At 68.3% G+C, this 14,090-nt stretch carries 13 protein-coding genes; 5 read left to right on the plus strand and 8 right to left on the minus strand.

The window, feature by feature from the left end; translation table 11 throughout:
* Positions 1 to 28 precede the first annotated feature (28 nt).
* The 3 genes from NQ204_RS04450 to oleC form a co-directional block, all read right to left on the minus strand.
* Positions 29 to 184 (minus strand): DUF1328 domain-containing protein, encoded by a 156-nt coding sequence (locus tag NQ204_RS04450; RefSeq protein WP_005407633.1) that lies wholly within the window; start codon positions 182 to 184, stop codon positions 29 to 31.
* A gap of 121 nt (positions 185 to 305) precedes the next feature.
* Positions 306 to 1,292, minus strand: a complete 987-nt coding sequence (gene oleD / locus NQ204_RS04455; protein WP_116865283.1) for a 2-alkyl-3-oxoalkanoate reductase — start codon at positions 1,290 to 1,292, stop codon at positions 306 to 308.
* A complete protein-coding gene (gene oleC / locus NQ204_RS04460; protein WP_116865282.1) occupies positions 1,289 to 2,947 on the minus strand; it encodes an olefin beta-lactone synthetase in 1,659 nt (552 codons plus the stop codon). The genes oleD and oleC overlap by 4 nt, the downstream gene beginning before the upstream one ends.
* A 103-nt stretch (positions 2,948 to 3,050) precedes the next feature.
* Between oleC and NQ204_RS04465 the strand changes: the two genes are divergently transcribed.
* Positions 3,051 to 3,422 (plus strand): YkgJ family cysteine cluster protein, encoded by a 372-nt coding sequence (locus NQ204_RS04465; protein ID WP_116865281.1) that lies wholly within the window; start codon positions 3,051 to 3,053, stop codon positions 3,420 to 3,422.
* A gap of 101 nt (positions 3,423 to 3,523) precedes the next feature.
* Here the strand turns inward: NQ204_RS04465 and NQ204_RS04470 are convergent, their stop codons facing one another.
* The 4 genes from NQ204_RS04470 to NQ204_RS04485 form a co-directional block, all read right to left on the minus strand.
* Positions 3,524 to 4,414, minus strand: coding sequence for an alpha/beta fold hydrolase (locus NQ204_RS04470; RefSeq protein ID WP_256643188.1), 891 nt, complete (start codon positions 4,412 to 4,414; stop codon positions 3,524 to 3,526).
* Positions 4,415 to 4,542: 128 nt separating this feature from the next.
* Positions 4,543 to 5,559 (minus strand): 3-oxoacyl-ACP synthase III, encoded by a 1,017-nt coding sequence (locus tag NQ204_RS04475; RefSeq protein WP_116865279.1) that lies wholly within the window; start codon positions 5,557 to 5,559, stop codon positions 4,543 to 4,545.
* A gap of 101 nt (positions 5,560 to 5,660) precedes the next feature.
* Positions 5,661 to 5,978, minus strand: a complete 318-nt coding sequence (locus NQ204_RS04480; RefSeq protein ID WP_256643189.1) for a DUF4156 domain-containing protein — start codon at positions 5,976 to 5,978, stop codon at positions 5,661 to 5,663.
* Positions 5,979 to 6,173: 195 nt separating this feature from the next.
* Positions 6,174 to 9,023 (minus strand): M16 family metallopeptidase, encoded by a 2,850-nt coding sequence (locus NQ204_RS04485; RefSeq protein ID WP_116864766.1) that lies wholly within the window; start codon positions 9,021 to 9,023, stop codon positions 6,174 to 6,176.
* A 405-nt stretch (positions 9,024 to 9,428) separates the two neighbouring features.
* Between NQ204_RS04485 and NQ204_RS04490 the strand changes: the two genes are divergently transcribed.
* Together NQ204_RS04490 and NQ204_RS04495 are read left to right on the plus strand one after the other, a co-directional pair.
* Entirely contained in the window at positions 9,429 to 9,905 is a 477-nt protein-coding gene (locus NQ204_RS04490; protein ID WP_108767320.1) for an XAC0231 family protein, read from the plus strand.
* Between the two features lie 70 nt (positions 9,906 to 9,975).
* Positions 9,976 to 10,455, plus strand: coding sequence for a tRNA (cytidine(34)-2'-O)-methyltransferase (locus NQ204_RS04495; RefSeq protein WP_079224780.1), 480 nt, complete (start codon positions 9,976 to 9,978; stop codon positions 10,453 to 10,455).
* A gap of 99 nt (positions 10,456 to 10,554) precedes the next feature.
* Here the strand turns inward: NQ204_RS04495 and NQ204_RS04500 are convergent, their stop codons facing one another.
* Entirely contained in the window at positions 10,555 to 11,718 is a 1,164-nt protein-coding gene (locus NQ204_RS04500; protein WP_108767318.1) for an acyl-CoA dehydrogenase family protein, read from the minus strand.
* Between the two features lie 223 nt (positions 11,719 to 11,941).
* Between NQ204_RS04500 and NQ204_RS04505 the strand changes: the two genes are divergently transcribed.
* Positions 11,942 to 13,618 (plus strand): electron transfer flavoprotein-ubiquinone oxidoreductase, encoded by a 1,677-nt coding sequence (locus tag NQ204_RS04505; protein ID WP_256643190.1) that lies wholly within the window; start codon positions 11,942 to 11,944, stop codon positions 13,616 to 13,618.
* A 65-nt stretch (positions 13,619 to 13,683) separates the two neighbouring features.
* Positions 13,684 to 14,085 carry a c-type cytochrome gene (locus tag NQ204_RS04510; protein WP_256643191.1) on the plus strand — a complete coding sequence of 134 codons (402 nt, stop codon included), beginning with the start codon at positions 13,684 to 13,686 and terminating at the stop codon, positions 14,083 to 14,085.
* The last annotated feature ends 5 nt before the right edge of the window (positions 14,086 to 14,090 follow it).

The raw sequence follows: 14,090 nt of genomic DNA on the forward strand, positions 1-14,090 counted from the left end.
GGCTCGACTCTACAGAAAGCGAAATCGACTACCCGCGCTTGCGGAACATCGAGATCACCGCAAGGATCAGGAACACGACGAACAGGATCCAGGCGATGTTGGTGGCGGCACCGGCGATGCCGGAGAAGCCGAGCACGGCGGCGATGATGGCGATGACAAAGAAGATGATTGCGTAATGCAGCATGGCGTTCCTCGCGGGTGGTCCGGCCGGTGTGGCGTTGGGTCCATCCTGCAGATCTGCCGGTGTGCAACCGGTGACGGCGATCTCTTCGGCTGATGAAGCCTTCAGCGCCGTGACGCTGCCGTCACGACGCAGCCTTCAGGCGGCGCAGCCCTTCTTCGATGCTCACCTGCGGCACGTAGCCGAAATCGCGGCGCGCCGGTTCCATGCTGTACCAGTGCGGCGTGCACAGCTGTTCGGCAAGGAAGCGGGTCAGCGGCGGTTCGCCCGGCAGCCGCAGCAGCGGCCACAGGCGTTCACTGATCGCGCCGATGCGATAGGCGGTCTTGAAGCTGAGGGTCTTCTCCACGGCCGGTGCGCCGACGGCCGCCAGCAGCTTGTTGAGCAGCTCGCGCATCGGCAGCGGTTCGCCGTTGGAAATGAAGTAGGCCTTGCCGGCACAGGCCGCACCCGGCACCAGCGCATCCAGCGCGAGGAAGTGCGCCAGCGCGGCGTTGTCGATGTAGGTGGTGTCGACCTTGTTGCTGCCATCACCGACCAGGCGCAGGCGGCCCTGGCGGGCGCGCTGGGCCAGGCGTGGCACCAGCTGCAGGTCGCCCGGGCCCCAGATCAGGCGCGGGCGCAGCGCCACGGTGGCCAGCGTGGCGTCGTTGGCCGCCAGCACGCGCTGTTCGGCAATCGCCTTGGTCGCCGCATAAGGCGCCTGGAAGTTCTCGCCGTAAGGCACTTCATCCGCGCCCAGCCCTTCCACCGGATGGGTGGCGCGGTGGGTCACGCTGGGCGTGGAGGTGTAGACCAGCTTGCCGATGCCGTGCGTGCGGCAGGCGGCGATGACGTTGTCGGTGCCGACCACGTTGGCCTGGTGGTAGCTGTCATAGCTGCCCCAGGCGCCGGCCTTGGCGCCGTTGTGCAGCACCGCGTCGACGCCGGCCACGGCATGCAGCACCGCTTGCGCATCGGCCAGGTCGCCGCGGATCTGGCCCACGCCCATAGCCTGCAGTTCCGGGTAGTGGCTGCGGTTGAAGGCCAGCACCTGGTGGCCACGTTCAAGCAGCCCGCGGCACAGCGCCTGGCCAAGGAAACCACCACCACCGGTGACCAGGATTTTCATGCGCGCTTCTCCAGTTGGGCGCGGGCCCAGACGGCGAGCTTCTCGCGGCCGATCTTGGCGTTGTGACGGATATCGACGGGGAAGGCCGGATGCACCAGGAAGTGCTGCAGGCCGGCCTCGGCAGCGTGGGTGGCCGCATGCGCGCGCAGGGTCTCCTGCAGCGCCGGGCTGTCGGACTGCCCACGCTGCAGTTCCACGCACAGCACCGGGATCTGCGCGCCGGCAGCGCCGACGCCCACCAGCGCGGTGCGGGCCACGCCGGGCACGGTGTTGAACACCGGCTCGAGCTGTTCGGTGTACAGCGGCCCGCGCGCGGTTTCCACGCGCTGGGTCTTGCGCCCGCAGAACCACAGGCGGCCCTGCGCGTCGAAGTAGCCGACGTCGCCCATGCGGTGCACCACGCGGGTGCTGCCATCGGCCAGGGTTTCGCGGATCTTCGCCGCGGCGGTGGCCTGCGGGCGGTTGAAGTAGGTATCGGTGGCGGTGGGCCCGGCCACGGTGATCTCGCCCACTTCGCCCTTGGCCAGCACGCGCGCCTGCGACCACTCGGGCAGCGGCGCATCATCGATGGCGATGATGCGCACCTCGTTGGGCGCGACCACGCTGCCCACGCAGGTACCGGCACCGGCCTCGGTGGCGGCGCGGGTGCGCTCCAGTTCGCGGCCTTCGACCACGGCCACCGGCAGGCACTCGGTGGCGCCGTAGGGCGTCCAGAACTGCGCGTCGTCGGGCAGCAGGCGGCGGATGGTGGCTACCACGTCCGGCGGTACCGGCGCACCGGCCGAGGTCACCCGGCGCACCGTCGGCAGCGGCCGACCCTGCCTGGCGAGCACCCGCATCAGGGCCGGCGAACCGAACAGCTGGGTCACCCCGAAGCGCTGGATGGCATCGTGCAGGCGCGCCGGGTCGGCCTGCGCCGGCCGGGTCGGGTCCATGTCCGGGATGACCGAGGTCAGCCCCAACGCCGGGTCGAACAGGGCGAACGGCGGGAAGGTCGGCAGGTCCACGCCACCGGCCTCCATGCCGAAGGCGCTGCCCAGCAGCTGGATCTGGCCGACGAAGTGGCGGTGGCGGTAGACCACGCCCTTGGGCACGCCGGTGGAGCCGCTGGTGAACAGGATGGCGGCCATATCCTCGCCATCGGTGGCGGCCAGCATCGGGCCGCGGGTGGCACCGGCGCGTTCCAGCGCGGCCAGGGTGGTTCCGCCCCAGCCCAGGCGGCGACCGACGGTGACCAGGCGGGTGGCCGACGGCGCCCAGCGCAGCGCCAGCCGCGCCACGTGGGCCAACGGGATGCCGATGAAGGCCTCCGGCTGTGCTTCGTCCAGGCACTGCTTCAGCGCGCGCTTGTCGATGCCCGGGTCGACCAGCACCGGCACCGCGCCCAGCTTGAACAGGGCGAACATCAGCAGGAAGAACTCCGGCGAGGGCCGCACCATCACCACCGTGCGCACGCCGCGGCCTATGCCGTAACCGGCCAGGCCGGCGGCCATGGCGTCGCTGCGGGCGTCCAGTTGGCGGTAGTCCAGGGTCACGTCGTAGGCGGCCATGCCGTTGCCGGCCCCACGCCGGCCGGGGCAACGGATGGCGATCTGGTCAGGGCGTTCGCGGGCCAGTTCAGGCAGCCGCGCCGCGATATTGCAGGGTCCGTTCATCCGTTCATTGTCGCCGCTTACGGAATTTCTTGCGCGGCCGCCCGCTTCGTGGAAAATCCGCTGCCTCGTCCCGATTCCCACTGCCGCCCGAGGCGGCTTGCCCATGCAACATCCCTGCATGACCTGCGGCGCCTGCTGCACCCAATACCGCGTGGCCTTCCACTGGATGGAATCGGACGAGGTCACCCCCGGCGGCGTGCCGCACCAGCTGACCGAAGTGCTGGACCCGCACCGCCTGTGCATGCGCGGCACGCACTCCAAGCCGGTGCGGTGCGTGGCGCTGGACGCGCAGATCGGCGTGTATTCGCGCTGCACCATCCACCCCAACCGTCCCAGCGTGTGCCGCGAGGTGGATGCGTCGTGGGAATACGGCAAGGCCAGCCCGCAGTGCGACAAGGCACGCATCGCCTATGGCCTGGACCCGCTGACCGCGGCGGACTGGGAAGGCAACGACAACAGCCCGATCGCGGCCTGAGGCCTGGGGTCGGATCCGTTTCGCAGAGAGGGCTCTGACCCCGGATTGCCTGGATGGGGTCAGAGCCCTCTCTGCGAGAGGGATCCGACCCCGCACAACCCTCAGAGCGGGTTCGCGTCCAGGAAAGCGCGGATTTCCGGCACCAGCACTTCGTGCCTGTCTTCCAGCACGTAATGCCCGGCGTCCTCGAAGGCGTGCACCTGGGCCTTCGGCAGCGCAGCCTGGAAGCCTTCCAGGAAGTGATGATCGAACACGAAGTCGCGCAGGCCCCAGCCGATGAAGGCCGGGCGGTCGGCGAAGGACGGCAGCGCCTGGCCGGCGCGCTCCAGCAGCGACCAGGCCTTGTCGGCCGGCGACAGCGGGATGTCCTGCATGAAGCGGATGGTGCTGATGCGGTTGGCGTAGCTGTTGTACGGCGACACGTAGGCGCGGCGCACGTCGGCCGGCATCTTCCGTTCCACGCCCAGCCACGAGGCACCGGACGAGAACGCATTGAAGGTGCGGATGATCCACTCGCCGATCTTCCAGTGGCGGCCCAGCCCGATCTGCCACGGCATCTTCTTGGCCGCCGGCATCGGGAAGGCGGCAGTGTTGAGCACCACCAGGCGCTTCACCTGCGCGTGGTGCGACAGCGCCCAGCCGAAGCCGATCATGCCGCCCCAGTCGTGCACGGCCAGGGTGACCGGGCCGGTGATGCCCAGGTGCTTCAGCAACGCCTCCAGGTCATCCACGCGCGACTGCAGGGTGTATTCGTAGCGCTGGTCGTCGGGCTTGTCCGACAGGCCCATGCCGATGTGGTCCGGCACGATGCAGCGGTACTTGTCCGACAGGCCGGCCACGAGCGTGCGCCAGTAATAGCTCCACGACGGGTTGCCGTGCACCATCACCACCACCTCGCCGTCGCGCGGGCCTTCGTCGAGATAGCTCATCGACAGGCCGGGACGGACCTCGAAACGCTGCGGGTGGGCGGGGTAACCGGGAAGATCGCGCATGCGGAGCACCTAGTGTGAATCGCGGCGCAGTGTAGAGCCGAGCCGATGCTCGGCTGCTCTCCGGTCAGGCCGCGGTGGAACCGCGCTGGGCGCGTGAGCCGAGCATGGGCTTGGCTCTACAGGGGGTCTTACCAGACCACTTCAGCCATCGAACAGTTCAGGCCCGAGCCGATGCCGAGCAGTGCGATGCGATCGCCCTTCTTCAGCTTGCCCAGCTGCTTGAGCTTGCTCAGCACGATCGGCACCGAGGCCGGGCCGATGTTGCCGTGCTCGCCGAAGATGGTCATGACCTTCTTCGGGTCGATGCCGAAGTTCTTGATGAACGCGGCGGTGTGCGGCTGGCTGACCTGGTGGATGACGAACTGGTCCAGTTCCTCCACGGCCCAGCCGAGGGCGATCTTGGCGGCGGCAAAGGTCTTCTGCGCCAGCTTGATGCCTTCGATCAGCAGCAGGCGGGTGTCGGTGACCATGCGGTCCAGGTTGCCCAGGCACAGCTGGTTCCATTCGGTGGCCGAGCGGGTCACGCCACCCTTGTAGCGCGGGGCGTCGGGCACCAGCTCCGAGCGCGCCATCACCATGGCGGCGGCACCCGAACCGGTGGTCAGGGCGGCCAGCTCGTTGCGGAAGTCGTCGGCGGTGACGTCCGGGGCGGTCATCCGTTCCAGGGTCTTTTCGTACACCAGGTTGGCGGTCTCGCCATCCACCACCAGCGCGTAGTCAATGTCACCGCGCTCAAGCATGCGTGCGGCGATGTCCATGCCGTTGATGAACGCCAGGCAGGCATTGGCGACATCGAAGGTCATGCACTCGTCGCTGACACCGAGGTTGCCGGAGACGATGGAGGCCGTGGACGGTTCCAGGTAATCGCGGCTGACCGAGGTGTTGACCAGCAGGCCGACCTGGCCGGCGGTGATGCCGGCATCTTCCAGCGCCTTGCGGCCGGCCATGGTGGCGGCGTCGGAGGCGAGGACGCCGTGGTCCCACAGGCGGCGGGCGTGGATGCCGGCGATATCGCCGAGCACGTCGGTGCGGATGCCGAGGCGATCCAACGTCGGCTGCAACCGTTCGTTGATTTCCTTGGTGGTCAGCGTATGCGGCGCGTCCACGTGTGCCAGGCCGGCGATCGAGACATTCTTGAAGAGCATCGAGGTTAGCGCCAAGGCTCAGGCAAAAGGGGGCGCTATTCTATAACTCCGGGGCTTTAACCGCATCTTTACGGATTCAGCCTTGGCCGTATGGTGTGCGCTCAGCGCGGCGGGCACTGGAACGCGGCGAAGCGCTGGCTGCCATCGGCCGGGGCCGCAGCGGCCTGCACGGCGTTGGCGCCGGCACTGGGGGCCTCGTTGCGGGCCAGGGTTTCCAGCTCTTCCTGCACGCGCAGCGGGTTGCGGTTGTAGAAGCCGACCTTGCTCTTCACGGTCACCACGACCTCACCCTTGGTGATGCAGCCCGCCGGCAGCGGGCCCGCCGGGAGCACGCGCACGGTCTTGCCGGCCGGTTCCATCGGCACCCAGGTGCAGGCCGTGACGGTGAGCAGCAGGGACGACAGCAGCAGAAAGCGCATGGGCAGATCCTGGAAGGGTATGGGGCGATTCTGCCTGAACAGCCTGAATCGGGGGTAGCCGGGGGTGGGGGGCGGTGGCGCCGGGCCATGCCCGGCGGTTCTTCGAAGACGTCCAGATCCCGCGCTACGCGCTCGCCGGGCATGGCCCGGCGCTACCACAGGAGGCCTGCCCGCCGGGGCGGGCAGGCACATCCCTTACTTCTTGACCGGGTTGCCTTCGGCGTCGATCACGGTCACTTCGCCCAGCTTCAGCGCGCGCACGGCCGCTTCGGTCTGCTTGAGGTCACCCACCACCACCCAGGTCAGGCCCTGCGGCTTGATCGCGGCGGCGGCCTGCTGCACCTGCGCCGGGGTCATCGCCTCGATCTCGGCCTTGCGGCGCACGACGTAATCGTCCGGACGCTTGAACTGCACGATGCTGCCGATGGTCGAGGCCACCGCAGCGGCGGTCTCATAGGCGCCCGGCAGGCTCAGGGTCTGGATGTTGCGGATGCGGTTGACCTCGGCCTCGGTGGCCGGCTTGCTGCCATCGGCGAACTCGGCGATCTCCTTGCGCATCTCCGCCAGGGCCGGACCGGTCTTGTCGATCTGCACCGGCGCCATCGCCATCCACGGGCGCTGGCCCACGGTGCTGCTGGCGCTGCTGCGGGCACCGTAGGACCAGTGCTTGTCCTCGCGCAGGTTCATGTTCAGGCGCGAGGTGAAGTCACCGCCGAGCACGCCGTTGGCGATGTCGAAGCGGGTCGAGCCGGTGTCGCTGGACGGCGCCACCACCTGGCCGGCGAACAGGTTGGCCTGCACCGCACCCGGCTGGTCGATGAGGAACACGCGCGGAGCGGTCGGCACGGCCACGGCGGTGCTGGCCTTGATGACCGGCGCATCGCCGCTGGCCTTCCAGTCGCCCAGCTGCTTGTCCAGCAGCGGCACGATCTCGGCCAGGGTAGTGTCACCGACCACGATCAGGGTGCCGTCCTGCGGGCGCAGCCAATCGCGGTGGAAGTCGACCAGGTCTTCGCGGCCCAGGCTGGTGATCGCCGCTTCGTCACCGCTGCCGGTGAACGGAATGGCGTACGGGTGGCCCTTGCCGTACAGCAGCGGCGGCAGCACGCGCATGGCCACCGCGTTCGGGTTGACCTTCTCCTGCTTGATGCCGGCGATCCACGAGGCCTTGACCCGGTCGATCTCGCCCTGCTCGAAGCGCGGCTCGCGCAGCAGGTCGCGGTACAGCGCCAGCGACGGCACCAGGTTCTCCTTCAGCGCAGACAGGTCGACGGTCACCGAATCCAGGCCGGCGCCCGCGTCCAGGCTGGCGCCCAGCGCGTCGGCCGCATCGGCGAAGGCCAGCGAACCCAGCTTGCCGGCACCTTCGGTCATCAGGTTCATGGTGAAGTTGGCGGTGCCCGGCTTGCGGCCCTGGTCGGCGGTGAAGCCGCCCGGGAACTGGTAGCTGAACTGCACCACCGGAATCTCGTGGCGCTCGGCCAGCACCACGGTGGTGCCGTTCTTCAGGGTGGCGCGCTGCAGCGCCGGGAACTTCAGCTGCGGGAACTCGCGGGTCTGCGGCACGCCGGCCTTGCGGTCGACCTGTTCCGGCAGGGTGCTGTACTTGCTGTCCACGGCCGGCACGTTGAACGGCTTCGGCGTGGCCGAGGCTTCTTCCTGCAGCGCGACGCGCTCACCCGGCTCGACCACCAGGGTGTGGCTGCCCTTGTCCAGCCACTGCGCGCCCACTCGCTTGAGGTCGGCGGCGGTGGCCTTGTCGATGTTGGCCAGCGAGGTGCGGAAGCAGCCCGGGTCGCCGGTGTAGACCGCGCACTCGGCCAGCGCGTCGGCCTTGCCGCCGAAGCCACCGATGCGCTCGATGCCCCGGATGAAGCCGGCGCGGAAGCCGGTCTTGGCGCGCGACAGCTCGTCGGCGGTCGGGCCGTCCTTCAGCAGGCGCTCGATCTCCTCGTCGATGATCTTCTCGACCTGGGCCGGGTCCTGGCCCTGCTTCACGGTCGCCATGACCATGAAGTTGGAGCCCAGCTGCGAGCCGTAGGCACCGGCGCTGATGTTGTCCACCAGCTTGTCCTGGTGCTGCAGGCGCTGGCTCAGGCGCGAGGACTTGGCGCCACCGAGGATCTGCCCCAGCAGCTGCAGCTGGTCGATGTCGGTGGTGCCGACCTGGGCCACGTTCCAGGCGCGGTAGATGCGCGCCTGCGGCACCTTGTCGTTCATTACTTCACGGGTGTCGGCATCGCGCTTGGCGACGTCCACCTTCGGCTGCGCCATGGTCGGGCCGGCCGGGATGCTGCCGAAGTACTTGGCGGCCTTTTCCTTGGCGGTGGCCAGGTCGATGTCGCCGGCCAGCACCAGCACCGCGTTGTTGGGGCCGTACCAGGTACGGAACCAGGTCTTGACGTCATCCAGCGAGGCAGCGTTGAGGTCGTTCATCGAACCGATGACGCTGTGGTGGTACGGGTGGCCGACCGGGTACAGCGAACGGTTGATCTTCTCCCACACCTGGCCATAGGGCTGGTTCTCGCCCTGGCGCTTCTCGTTCTGCACCACGCCGCGCTGCTCATCCAGCGCCGCCTGGTCGATCGCACCGACGAGGTGGCCCATGCGGTCCGATTCCATCCACAGCGCCATGTCCAGCGCGGTGGTCGGCACGTTCTCGAAGTAGTTGGTGCGGTCGGTGTTGGTGGTGCCGTTCTGGCCCGTGGCACCGACCTGCTTGAAGGGCTCGAAGTACTCGCCGTCGTGGTTCTCGCTGCTCTGGAACATCAGGTGTTCGAACAGGTGCGCGAAACCGGTACGGCCGGCCGGCTCGTCCTTGCTGCCCACGTGGTACCAGATGTTGACCGCCACGATCGGCGCCTTGCGGTCGGTATGCACGATCACGCGCAGGCCGTTGGGCAGGGTGAACTGCTCGAACGGGATATCGACCTTGGTGGCGGCGGCCGGCTTGGCCGCCAGTGCGGCGGTCGGCGCAAGCGTGCCGAGGGCACTACTGAGGGCGACGGCCAGCAGCGCGGTGCGCGGGCGCAGGGCGAGAGACATTTCCGGATCCTTGGTCACGTTGGTGAATCGCGATCCTAGCGCGCGGGCGCGGGGGCCGGTATCCGCCACCAGTCACTGGGGGTGTTTGCCGCCGAGCGCCTCCCGGGCCCGCTTCGGGGCGGTCACGGGCCGCCCGGTTCATCGTCCGGACAGTGTCCACCGCCGTTCGATCGGACAGGTGTCCGCCCTGCGGACACTCTTCGTCCGCCTCAAAACCCTTTCAAATCAATTGCCTGTAGTTGGCACGGGGATTGCTCTGTAGTTCCCGTGCCAGGAAGGGCTTCAGATAAAAAATGACTGGATGCTGAACAAAAGCAGGAAATTGAAGATTTTCCTTGCATGCCCATAATTGGTGTTCTACCTTACTACCACACCACCGCTCACCAACACTAAACAGGCCCCGTCATGAACACCAAGACCATTGCCATCGCCATCGCCCTGATTGCCGGCACCGCGGTTGTTTCGTCGGTGCAGGCCTCCGAATCCATCAAGACCCTGTCCACCGTGCAGGTCCGCCCGGCCGCCGACCAGCTGGCCCAGCAGGCCTGGGAACAGGCCAGCGGCATCGTCACCCTCGCCACCGTGGAAGTGCGCCCCAGCGCCGACCAGCTGGCCGAGCGCGACGGATTCATCGCCGCCCCGGTCGCCGCTGCCCTGCCGATCACCACCTTGGCCGCCGTCGAAGTGCGCCCGAGCCTGGAACAGCGCGTGGCCCTGGCCGCCGAGCTGGAAGCCCAGCGCTACGCCGCCACCTTGGCCGCCGCCGCCACCAGCGTCGCCAACCAGGTCATCACCAACCTGCCGGCCCTGCAGGTGCGCCCGAGTTCTGCCGATCTGCAGGCCCTGGCCACCGAAACCGCCCAGGTCCTGCTGCGCCCGTAAGCGGCGTCCGCCCTGCCCCGCGCAGGGCGTGCGCCGTAATGGCGGCATCGGTCGCAGGTACACTGCAGCGATGAATGCCGCGCCCCTGTTCCACGTGATCCTGTTCCAACCGGAAATTCCGCCCAACACGGGCAATGTGATCCGGCTCTGCGCCAACACCGGCGCGCAGCTGCACCTGGTCGAACCGCTCGGGTTCGCACTGGAAGACAAGCAGCTCAAGCGCGCCGGGCTGGACTACCACGAGTATTCGCGCCTGCAGGTGCACCCCGACCTGGACACCGCGCTGGCGCGCATCGCGCCCAAGCGGCTGTTCGCCCTGAGTACCCGGGCCAGCGTGCGCTATGACAGCGTGGCGTTCGAAGAAGGCGATGCCTTCCTGTTCGGGCCGGAAAGCCGCGGCCTGCCGCAGGACCTGCTCGATGCCCTGCCCGAAGGCCGCCGCCTGCGCCTGCCGATGCGCCCGGACAACCGCAGCCTCAATCTGTCCAACACCGTGGCCGTGGTGATGTACGAGGCCTGGCGCCAGCACGGGTTTGCCGGCGGCGCGTGAAAGGAAGCAGCCGAGCATGGGCTCGGCTCTACACGTACGCTCCTGTAGAGCCGAGCCCGCGCTCGGCTCCCCCGTATCGCGCCAGGAAACCGGAGACCGTCAGAACGCGCTGATCCCGGTCAGCTCCCGGCCAATCACCAGCTGGTGCACGGTCTCGGTGCCTTCATAGGTGATCACCGATTCCAGGTTCAGCGCATGCCGGATCGCCACATGCTCGGTGGTGATGCCCGCGCCGCCGAGCAGGTCGCGGCATTCGCGGGCGATATCGATCGCCATGCGGCAGTTGTTCCACTTGGCCAGGCTGACCTGCTGCGGCTGCAGCTGTCCGGCTTCCTTCAGGCGGCCCAGCTGCAGGGCCAGCAGCTGTGCGGTGGTGATGCGGCGGGCCATCTCGGCCAGCTTGATCTGCGCGCTCTGGGTGGCGGCCAGCGGTCGGCCGAACAGCACGCGTTCCTTGGCATAGCCCAGCGCCTCATCGAGGCAGGCGATGGCCGAACCGATCGGGCCCCAGCTGATGCCGAAGCGGGCCTGGGTCAGGCAGCCCAGCGGGCCCTTCAGCCCCTTCACGTTCGGCAGGCGGTGGCTGTCGGGCACGCGCACGTCATCGAAGTACAGCGCACCGGTCAGCGAGGCGCGCAGGCTCATCTTGTGCTTGATCTCCTGCGTGGTGAAACCGGCCATGCCCTTTTCCAGCACGAAGCCCTGGATGCCGTCCTCGGTCTGCGCCCAGACGATGGCCAGGTCGGCCACCGGGCCGCTGGTGATCCACATCTTGCTGCCGTTGATGCGCCAGTCGCTGCCGTCGCGCACCGCGCGGGTCTTCATGCTGGCCGGGTCGGAGCCGCCGTGCGCCTCGGTCAGGCCGAAGCAGCCGATCAGTTCGCCGCGGGCCATCGCCGGCAGCCACTGGCGGCGCTGTTCCTCGCTGCCGTAGGCGTAGATGGGGTACATGCACAGCGAGCTCTGCACCGACACGAAGCTGCGCAGGCCCGAATCGCCGCGCTCCAGCTCCTGGCAGATCAGGCCGTAGCTGACCGCACCGAGGTCGCCGCCACCGTATTCGGCCGGCAGGGTCGCGCCGAGCAGGCCGAGTGCGGCCACTTCCGGCACCAGCTCCTCGGGGAAGCGGGCCTGGTCGAAGGCATCGCCGATGATCGGCAGCACACGCTCATTGGTGAACCGGGCCACGCTGTCCTGCACCGCGCGCTCTTCCTCGCTGAGCAGGGAACGGACATCGAACAGATCGTACGGATGCAAAGCCATGGCACTCACGCGCAGTCAGGACCGGTCCATTGTCGGTCATTCGGGGCCGGGACATTACGCTGCGCTGCAGCAATCGTGCGGTGAACGGCGTCTATCTAGCTCGATCACGCGCGGCCCGGTACCCTGACACATTCAAACAACCGTTTCGCTCGTGGCCGCACGCGCGATTCCCAGGCACCGCCGGTGGCCCCGATGCCGGCCCTACCCACGAGTCATGCAATCGATGAGCGCTGAAGCCAACGCCCTGCCCCCGCGTGAAGTAATGGAATTCGACGTGGTGATCGTCGGTGCCGGCCCGGCCGGCCTGGCCACCGCGATCCGCCTGCGCCAGCGCGCGGTGGAAGCCGGCCGCGAGTTGTCGGTGTGCGTGCTGGAAAAGGGCTCCGAACCCGGCGCGCACGTGCTGTCTGGCGCGGTGATGGACCCGCGCGCCCTGACCGAGCTGTTCCCGGACTGGGCCGATCGCGGCGCACCGCTGAAGCAGAAGGTCACCCGCGACGAGTTCCTGTTCCTCAGCGAGACCGGCGCGCGCAGCACGCCCAACGCGCTGCTGCCGGAGTGCTTCCACAACGAAGGCAACTACATCATCAGCCTGGGTGAAGTGACCCGCTGGCTGGCGCAGCAGGCCGAAGCACTGGAAGTGGCGATCTTCCCCGGCTTCGCCGCCGCCGAGGTGCTGTACGGCGACAACGGTGAAGTGGTCGGCGTGGCCACCGGCGACATGGGCATCGAGAAGGACGGAAGCATCGGCCCCGCCTTCGAGCGTGGCATGGCCCTGCATGCCAAGTACACGATCTTCGGCGAAGGCGCGCGCGGCCACCTCGGTCGCCAGCTGATCGCCCGCTACAAGCTGGATGAAGGCAAGGACCCGCAGGCCTACGGCATCGGCATCAAGGAGCTGTGGCAGATCGACCCGGCCAAGCACGAGCCGGGCCTGGTGGTGCACGCCGCCGGCTGGCCGCTGGACAACGACACCTACGGCGGCGCGTTCCTGTACCACGCCGACGGCGGCAAGGTCGCCATCGGCTACGTGGTCGGCCTGGACTACAAGAACCCGTGGCTGAGCCCGTTCGAGGAATTCCAGCGCTTCAAGACCCACCCGTCCATCCGCAAGCACCTGGAAGGCGGCACCCGCATCGGCTACGGCGCCCGCGCCATCACCGCCGGTGGCCTGATGTCGCTGCCGAAGACGGTGTTCCCCGGTGGCGCGCTGGTCGGCTGCGAGGCCGGCTACCTCAACGTCAGCCGCATCAAGGGCAGCCACGCCGCAATCAAGACCGGCATGCTGTGTGCCGATGCAGCCTTCGATGCACTGGCTGCCGACCGCCAGCACGATGAACTGGACGCCTACCCGAAGGCCTTCGAAGCCAGCTGGCTGTTCACCGAGCTGCAGCAGGCCAAGAACTTCAAGCAGTGGTTCAAGAAGGGCCAGACCGTGGCCACGCTGATGACCGGCATCGAGCAGTGGCTGCTGCCCAAGCTGGGCGTGCGCAACCCGCCGTGGACCCTGCGCCACAGCACGCCGGACCACGCCTGCTTGGAACCGGCGGCCAAGCACACGCGCATCGCCTACCCCAAGCCCGACGGCGTGCTGACCTTCGATCGTCTCAGCTCGGTGTTCCTGAGCAGCACCAACCACGACGAAAACCAGCCCAGCCACCTGACGCTGAAGGACGCCAGCGTGCCGGTGCAGGTGAACCTGGCCGAGTACGCCGGCCCGGAAGCGCGCTACTGCCCGGCCGGTGTCTACGAGTTCGTCGGCGAAGGTGACAGTGCGCGCCTGCAGATCAACGCGCAGAACTGCGTGCACTGCAAGACCTGCGACATCAAGGACCCCACCCAGAACATCGTCTGGGTGACCCCGCAGGGCGGCGGCGGCCCGAACTACTCGGGCATGTGATGGCGCCGGGCTGCGACCGCATGTCGCAGCCCGCTGCCGGCGGCACGCCGTTATCCTGCCCGCCCATGCGCGCCCTTCGACTGCCCCTGCTGCTGACGTTCGCCCTGGTGGCCAGCGCCTGCCAGCGCACGCCATCGGAACCGCTGACGCCCGCACAGGCGCGCCTGCAGGCCCAGCAACAGGCCTTCGAGATCTGCGCCGGCTGCCACACGGTCAAGGCCGGTGGCATCCACCGCTTCGGCCCCAACCTGCACGGGGTGATCGGCCGCCGCGCCGGCAGCCTGCCCGACTACGCCTACTTGGATGGCATGCGCCGCGCCGGCTTCGTGTGGAGCGCGCAGACCTTGGACACCTTCCTGCAGTCGCCCACCCACGTGGTGCCGGGCACGCGCATGTACAACGCCTTCCCCAGTGCCGAACGCCGCGCCCTGGTGATCGCCTACCTGCAGGAGCAGGCCTCGCAGTAGCCGGC

The sequence above is a fragment of the Stenotrophomonas testudinis genome (assembly GCF_024499815.1).
Lineage (GTDB): Bacteria > Pseudomonadota > Gammaproteobacteria > Xanthomonadales > Xanthomonadaceae > Stenotrophomonas.

Coding starts and splice junctions, on each gene's coding strand:
- NQ204_RS04465 (WP_116865281.1), top strand. CDS start 3,051: ATGCAACATCCCTGCATGACCTGCGGCGCCTGCTGCACCCAATACCGC.
- NQ204_RS04500 (WP_108767318.1), bottom strand. CDS start 11,718: ATGGCTTTGCATCCGTACGATCTGTTCGATGTCCGTTCCCTGCTCAGC.
- NQ204_RS04470 (WP_256643188.1), bottom strand. CDS start 4,414: ATGCGCGATCTTCCCGGTTACCCCGCCCACCCGCAGCGTTTCGAGGTC.
- NQ204_RS04495 (WP_079224780.1), top strand. CDS start 9,976: ATGAATGCCGCGCCCCTGTTCCACGTGATCCTGTTCCAACCGGAAATT.
- NQ204_RS04510 (WP_256643191.1), top strand. CDS start 13,684: ATGCGCGCCCTTCGACTGCCCCTGCTGCTGACGTTCGCCCTGGTGGCC.
- NQ204_RS04485 (WP_116864766.1), bottom strand. CDS start 9,023: ATGTCTCTCGCCCTGCGCCCGCGCACCGCGCTGCTGGCCGTCGCCCTC.
- NQ204_RS04505 (WP_256643190.1), top strand. CDS start 11,942: ATGAGCGCTGAAGCCAACGCCCTGCCCCCGCGTGAAGTAATGGAATTC.
- NQ204_RS04475 (WP_116865279.1), bottom strand. CDS start 5,559: ATGCTCTTCAAGAATGTCTCGATCGCCGGCCTGGCACACGTGGACGCG.
- oleD (WP_116865283.1), bottom strand. CDS start 1,292: ATGAAAATCCTGGTCACCGGTGGTGGTGGTTTCCTTGGCCAGGCGCTG.
- NQ204_RS04490 (WP_108767320.1), top strand. CDS start 9,429: ATGAACACCAAGACCATTGCCATCGCCATCGCCCTGATTGCCGGCACC.
- NQ204_RS04480 (WP_256643189.1), bottom strand. CDS start 5,978: ATGCGCTTTCTGCTGCTGTCGTCCCTGCTGCTCACCGTCACGGCCTGC.
- oleC (WP_116865282.1), bottom strand. CDS start 2,947: ATGAACGGACCCTGCAATATCGCGGCGCGGCTGCCTGAACTGGCCCGC.
- NQ204_RS04450 (WP_005407633.1), bottom strand. CDS start 184: ATGCTGCATTACGCAATCATCTTCTTTGTCATCGCCATCATCGCCGCC.